This window comes from Streptomyces zinciresistens K42, assembly GCF_000225525.1.
GTDB lineage: Bacteria > Actinomycetota > Actinomycetes > Streptomycetales > Streptomycetaceae > Streptomyces > Streptomyces zinciresistens.
Window position 1 is genome coordinate 1 of record NZ_AGBF01000440.1, and the last position, 1443, is coordinate 1443.

At 78.0% G+C, this 1443-nt stretch carries 1 protein-coding gene; it reads left to right on the forward strand.

The features are described 5' to 3' along the window. Positions 1-1443, forward strand: a 1443-nt coding sequence (locus SZN_RS37080; RefSeq protein WP_007506509.1) for an amino acid adenylation domain-containing protein, incomplete at both ends; no start/stop codon positions are given.

The following is a 1443-nucleotide window of genomic DNA, read 5'->3' on the forward strand; positions in this document are numbered from 1 at the left end:
CGCTCGGCCGACCTCGTGGTCGCCATGCTCGCCGTGCTCCGGGCCGGCTGCGCCTACGTGCCGCTCGACCCGTCCCTCGGCCGGGCCCGCGCCGAGCAGGTCGTCGCCGAGTGCGGGGCCCGCCTCGTGGTGTCCGCGCCCGGACCGGCGGACGCCCTCGAACTGCCCGACGGCGTCACCGTCCTCCCGCCGGACACCGCCCCGCGGGGCCCGTACCCCGCCCCGGACGACACGGGCGCGGACGCGTGCTGCGTCCTGTACACCTCCGGCAGCACCGGCACCCCCAAGGGCGTGGTCCTGACCCACGAGGGCGTCGCCGACCTGTGCGCCTGGCACCACCGGCGCTTCTCCCTCACCCCGGCCGACCGCGTCGCCGCCGTGTGCAGCCAGAGCTTCGACGCCTCGGTCCTGGAGATCTGGCCCGCGCTGACCGCGGGCGCCTCGGTGACCGTCGCGGACGAGGACCTGCGGCGCGACCCCCTGGCCCTGGCCCGCTGGTTCACCGCGCAGGGCGTCACCCTCTCGATCCTGCCCACCGTCCTGGGCGAACAGGTCCTGCGGCTGCCGCCGGCCGACCAGCCGGCCCTGCGCCACCTCCTCGTCGGCGGCGACGTCCTGCGCACCGGGCCGCGCCCCGAGGCCCCCTACGAGACGCTGAACGTGTACGGGCCCACCGAGATCACCGTGCTGTGCACCACGCACACCGTCCCCCCGGACGGCGGGGGACCCGCCGGTCCCGTCCCCGTCGGACGCCCCGCCGACAACGTGACGCTGAGCGTGCTCGACCCCCTCGGCGACCCCGTCCCGGTGGGCACCACGGGCGAGTTGTACGTCGGGGGCCCCGGTGTCGCCGCCGGTTACCTCCACCGGCCCGGACTCACCGCCGAGCGCTTCGCGCCCGACCCGGACGGCGGGCCCGGCGCACGCCGCTACCGCACCGGCGACCTGGTGCGCTGGCGCGCCGACGGCACCCTGGAGTTCCGCGGCCGGGTGGACGACCAGGTGAAGATCCGCGGCTTCCGGGTCGAGCCGGAGGAGACCGCCCGGGTGCTCACCGCCCTGGACGGGGTCCGGGAGGCCACCGTGCTCGGCCGCCGCGACGACCGCGGCGAGGCGTACCTCGCGGCCTACGCCGTCCCCGCCGACCCGATCGGCACGGCCGCCGACGACCGGCAGGCGTACGCCGACCTCCTGGCCGAGGAACTCACGGCCCGGCTCCCGGAATACCTGGTGCCGCGCGCCTGGAGCGTCCTGCCCGCCCTGCCGCTGACCGGCAACGGCAAGCTGGACCGGGCCGCGCTCCCGGCCCCCGACCTGGTGCCGCGGCAGGCGGCGTCCGCCCCGCCGCGACGCCCGGCACGCCCGCTCACCGCACCGGCCGCAAGCCCGGGTACGTCCCGTACGCCCGCTGCCGGCCGGCACGCCGGGAGCACGCACCCGACG